This is a genomic window from Arthrobacter sp. Y3221157 (genome assembly GCF_059089865.1).
The window spans coordinates 1-4,942 of record NZ_JBNHFD010000140.1; the positions used below are offsets into that span (position 1 = coordinate 1).

5 protein-coding genes are annotated in these 4,942 nt (G+C 68.7%); 1 reads left to right on the top strand and 4 read right to left on the bottom strand.

All coding sequences use genetic code 11. The features are described from left to right. Both AC5RTT_RS19595 and AC5RTT_RS19600 read right to left on the bottom strand, forming a co-directional pair. Positions 1-715: IclR family transcriptional regulator (locus tag AC5RTT_RS19595; RefSeq protein ID WP_494146573.1), on the bottom strand; the 715-nt coding region annotated here is incomplete at its 3' end. 147 nt (positions 716-862) lie between these two features. Continuing rightward, complete coding sequence (locus AC5RTT_RS19600; RefSeq protein WP_494146569.1) at positions 863-2,299, bottom strand: amino acid permease; 1,437 nt, start codon at positions 2,297-2,299, stop codon at positions 863-865. 316 nt (positions 2,300-2,615) lie between these two features. Here AC5RTT_RS19600 and rlmC point away from each other — a divergent pair, with 316 nt between their 5' ends. Beyond that, positions 2,616-3,743, top strand: a complete 1,128-nt coding sequence (gene rlmC / locus AC5RTT_RS19605) for a 23S rRNA (uracil(747)-C(5))-methyltransferase RlmC (protein ID WP_494146570.1) — start codon at positions 2,616-2,618, stop codon at positions 3,741-3,743. 16 nt (positions 3,744-3,759) lie between these two features. Here rlmC and AC5RTT_RS19610 read toward each other — a convergent pair whose 3' ends face one another. Continuing rightward, positions 3,760-4,380, bottom strand: coding sequence for an FMN-binding negative transcriptional regulator (locus tag AC5RTT_RS19610; RefSeq protein WP_494146571.1), 621 nt, complete (start codon positions 4,378-4,380; stop codon positions 3,760-3,762). 31 nt (positions 4,381-4,411) lie between these two features. Continuing rightward, the coding region (locus AC5RTT_RS19615; RefSeq protein WP_494146572.1) for a DMT family transporter at positions 4,412-4,942 on the bottom strand (531 nt) is incomplete at its 5' end.

The window sequence follows — 4,942 nt, forward strand, 5'->3', positions numbered from 1 at the left end:
CGGCGGCAGCAGCAGGCCCGGACGCCAGCTCGGCCCGGGCGCCGAGGACACTCAGCGAAGCGGTGATGCGGCCGCCGGCATCGCGGACCGGCACGGCAATCTCCACCACCTCGTGCTCGAATTCCTGGTAGGCGGCAACAAACCCGGCGGCCCGGTCCCGTTCCATCAGCCCCCAGACCTCGGCGGTGGTGTGGGCAGCCCCCGGACCGCCGATCCCGATGAAGTTCACCCCGCCGAGCAGCGCATCCAGGCCGGGGCGGTCAAAGTCCCACAACAGTGCCCGGCCGGCACCGGTGCACCACACCGGCGTCACCATCCCCGGCTTCACGAAGCTTCCGGGACCGGCGTCGTTGCTGGAGGCACGGAGCAGGACCACGCGGAAGCCGTCCCGAACGGAGAGCCTTGCCCGGAGCCCCAGGGCGGCCACCAGCGCCTCGAGCTCGGTCTTCGCTTGCCGGACCCAGCCGGTGTTGAGTGAGGCGGCGAGGGTGAAGAAACGCGGGCCGGTCCGGAAGGGGCCGCGGTCCGCACGCTCCAGCAGGCCGAGGTCGCACAATTCCTGGGCCAGCCGCGAGACCCTGCTCTGGTCCATGCCCAGCTCGGCGGCGAGCTGCGAAACCCCGAGCAGCTGCCGGCCGCGGATTTCCCGGTCCGCCACCAGCCGCACGAGGCGCAGCCCTTGCGCCATCGACGACGCCTCGGCGGACGATTCCACGCTCACATGCCCCTTCCGGCCGGTAATCCCGCCCCATTCTTCCACGGCAGCGTCACGCCCGGCGGCGAAGAAAGGGGCAATGAACGACGGCGTCCTCCGCGCAGGTGCCTGAAGCGCACCTGCCGTCCGGCCGCCGTCGTCCGTCCCCTAGCCCTGCCTCGCCGCGGCAGCCTTGCGTCCGTGCCGGACGTGGAACCAGGCGTAACAGGCGGCCACGAAGGGGACGCCGAAGTAGAGCGCGGCCACCTGGGTGGGGTCGAGGGCAATGCCCACCAGCGAAACGACGCACAGGGTGAACGCCAGGATGGGAACCAGCGGGAACAGCGGGGCCTTGTACGCGAGGTCCGTTACGTTGCCGCCGCTGCGGACGAACGCCCGGCGGTGGAAGAAGTGCGAGGCGGTGATGGACATCCACACGCCCACCACGGCGAAGCCGGCCACGGACACGAGGACCAGGTACACCGTCTCCGGTGCCACCACGCTGCTGACCAGGGAGGCGAGGCCGCCCACCATGCTGACGGCGAGTGCCACCAGCGGGATGCCGCGGCGCGTCAGCTTTTTGAAGGCGCGGGGTGCATGGCCTTCGTCAGCGAGGGAGTAGAGCATCCGGGCGCAGGAGAAGAGACCGCTGTTGCCGGCGGACAGGAGTGCGGTGATGATGACGAAGTTCATGATATCGGCGGCGAACGGGATGCCAACGGCGGAGAAGACTGTCACGAACGGGCTCTCGTCCAGTCCCACCTCGGTGTAGGGGATGGTCGCGGCGATGACGGTAATGGCTCCGACGAAGAAGATGAGCAGGCGGATCACGGTGGTGCGCATCGCCTTGGGGATGCTGATGGCCGGGTCCTTTGTTTCACCCGCCGCGACGCCGATCAGTTCGGAACCGGAGAAGGCGTAGAAGACCGCGAGCACGGTGACCAGGACGCCGGTGAATCCGTTCGGGAAGAGCCCGGCTTCGGTGCTGAAGTTCTCGAACAGGTGGGGGTGGCTGCCACCGGCACTGAGCGGGTGGAAGCCGAACAGGGCCGCGCCACCCAGGACGATGAGGCCGATGATCGCGGCCACTTTCACAATGGCGAACCAGAACTCGGCCTCGCCGAAGAACTTCGAGGACACGGCATTGAAGCCAAACAGGACCGCGGCGAACACCAGGCACCAGACCCAGACCTCCACGTCCGGGAACCAGCGCTGCATCAGCAGGCCGGACGCGGTGAACTCGGAGCCGATGGCCACGGCCCAGCAGAGCCAGTACAGCCAGGCCGTGGCGAATCCCGTGGCCGGTCCGATCGAGCGGGCGGCGTAGATGTGGAACGCGCCGGACACCGGGTAGGCAATGGCGAGTTCGCCCAGGCAGGCCATCACCAGGTACACCACGAAGGCGCCGATGAGGTAGGCGATGACCGCGCCGAGCGGTCCGGCCTGCGAGATGGTGTAGCCCGAGCTCAGGAACAGTCCAGAACCGATCACGCCGCCCATGGCGATCATCACCAGGTGCCGCGGCCCCATGGAGCGCCGGAGCCCCGACTCGGCTGGGGATGTATCCGGCGGTGAGGCCAGGGTCAGCGGTGATGAGGGTTCCATGGGCATCTCCAGTAGGGGTGTGGTGCACCGCGCGCCTGCGGCAGTGGGCACCGAAGAAGTGAACGGCGGCAGTGCCGAAACTAGCACGCTTGCCGAAGAAACAGTCACCAAATGCATGGATGCATGCTTATGTTGCACGTTGTTACGCCGTGCCGTGATCGGGCAGCCGAACCGGGGCACATTGACACGAACACGCCGTCGCTTAGGGCACTCCCTGCACTTTTTCGCCTCAAAGTGCCCCGGGACGGCGTACGACGGCGGCGCCCGGCCGGGTGCCGCCGTCGGGGTTTCCGCGGGCGGGTAAAATTGTCCGGTCATGCATTGTTCCTACTTCGACGCCGCCGCCTGCCGCTCCTGCACCCAGATGGGGGTGCCCTACGCGGAGCAGCTCGCCGGCAAGCAGGGGCACTGCGAGACCCTCCTCTCACCGCACACCGAACTGGAGTGGCTGCTGCCCGTCGGGAGCCAGGAGTCCGGCTTCCGCAACAAAGCCAAAATGGTGATCGGCGGGACGGCGCAAAACCCGACCATCGGGATCCTGGATGCCGACGGCCATGGCGTGGACCTGCGCGAATGCGGCGTCTGCTCGCCAGGGCTGCTGGCCTGCTTTCCGGTGTTGGCCGGGTTCATCGGACAGGCGAGGCTGACTCCCTATGACGTGCCGCAGCGCCGCGGCGAGCTCAAGCACATCATCATCACCGAGTCCCCCGACGGCGAGGTGATGCTCCGCCTGGTCCTGCGCTCCGAGCAGCTGCTGCCCCGGATCCGGAAACACCTCCCCTCGCTCCTGGCCGCACTGCCGCAAGTGAAGGTGGTCTCGGTGAACCTGCACCCGGAACACAAGGCGGTACTGGAAGGCGACCGCGAGATCCTGCTGACGGAGCAGTCCACGCTGCGGATGCGGGTCAACGGACTGGACCTGCACCTGCGGCCGCAAAGCTTTTTCCAGACGAACACCCCGATGGCCGCGGCGCTGTACCGGCAGGGTCGCGAGTGGGTGGACGAGCTGGATCCGGCGTCGGTCTGGGACCTGTATTGCGGCGTGGGCGGCTTCGCCCTGCATTGCGCCGGACCCGCACGGGACGTCACCGGGATCGAAACAAGCCGGGAGGCCATCGTCTCGGCCAAACTCAGCAGCAAAGAGGCCGGCCTGGATCGCGTGAGTTTCCAGGCCGGAGATGCCACCGCGTTTGCCCTCGGGGCGGACCGTTCGCCGGAGCTGGTCATCGTCAACCCGCCCCGGCGCGGCATCGGCAAGGAGCTCTGCGGCTGGCTGGAGTCCTCGGACGTGCAGCACGTTGCCTACTCCAGCTGCAACGCCCAGTCACTGGCCCGCGACCTGGCTGCGCTCCCCTCGTTCACGGCCCGGCGTGCCCGGGTCCTGGACATGTTCCCGCAGACCATGCACTACGAGGTGATGGTCCTGCTGGAGCGCGCCAGCTGACCTTTTCCCCTGCGGCTCAGCCGCGCACGCGTTCGACGGCGGCGGCGCTGGCTTCCTGCCCGGCTGCCCGCAGGCCGGCGATCACTCCGCCGGCGTCGGCTGCCGAGCGGTTCTGGCTCAGCTTTTCCTTGGCCTCGATGCGGGTGATCAGCAGTTCGACCCCCACGATGGCGCGCAGCTGCCCGGCGATGAACCGCTCCGGTGCATCATCCACGCTCCACGGCTGGTCCCGTCCTTCCTCATGCCGATCGGTGAGGCTCCGGACATGCCGGGCCAGCCATCCGGCGTCGTCATGGATCACCATCCGGCCGTACACATGCGCGGTGGAGTAGTTCCAGGTGGGCACCACGCGGCCGTGCTCGGCCTTGGAGGGGTACCAGGACGGGGAGATGTAGGCGTCGGGCCCCTGCAGAATGGCGAGCGCCTCCCCATCGGGCAGGCTGGAGAACTGCGGGTTGTTGCGGGCGGCATGGGCGTGCAGAGCGCCATGCTTGCCCACGGACGGTTCGTAGACGAACGGCAGCAGCGTGGCCTGCAGGCCCTGCTCCGTCATGGTGACAAGGTTGGCCGCGGCAGGGCGGGACAGGAGGTGCTGGAGGGCGTCGGGGCCGGGGGCGAATTGGGCGGGAATGTACATCTGGGGACCTTTCAGGTTGGGCAGGGGCTTGTCAGGAAGCGGGGCGGTTCAGCCGGACGCGCACGGCGGCGCCGGCGCAGGCGATCACAGCCAGGCCACCGAGGGCGGTGGCCCAGGAGAGGGCTTCGCCCAGCAGGAGCGCGGCCCAACAGATGCTCATGACGGGCTGGAGGAGCTGGACCTGGCTGACCTGGGCGATGGGCCCGAGGGCCAGCCCGCGGTACCAGGCGAAGAACCCGAGGAACATGCTCACCACGGCCAGGTATGCGAAGGCGCACCACTGGACGGGTGTGGCCTGCGGGGGCTGGGCCGCGACGGACACTGCGGCGAGGGCCAGCATCAGCGGGGAGGCAAGGACCAGGGCCCAGGCAATGGTCTGCCAGGAACCTACCTCCCGTGCCAGGAGGCCGCCCTCGGCATAGCCCACCGCGGCGCAGGCCACGGCGCCCAGCAGCAGGAGGTCGGCCCAGTGCAGGTGGCCGATCCCGCCGGACTGCAGGAACGCGAAACCGAGCGCTGCCAGCGAGCCGAGGCCTGCGACCAGCCAGAACGCCAGGGGTGG

What these genes read in the sequence shown, in the direction of transcription:
- AC5RTT_RS19610 (WP_494146571.1), bottom strand. Translation starts at nt 4,380, where the DNA reads ATGTACATTCCCGCCCAATTCGCCCCCGGCCCCGACGCCCTCCAGCAC.
- AC5RTT_RS19600 (WP_494146569.1), bottom strand. Translation starts at nt 2,299, where the DNA reads ATGGAACCCTCATCACCGCTGACCCTGGCCTCACCGCCGGATACATCC.
- rlmC (WP_494146570.1), top strand. Translation starts at nt 2,616, where the DNA reads ATGCATTGTTCCTACTTCGACGCCGCCGCCTGCCGCTCCTGCACCCAG.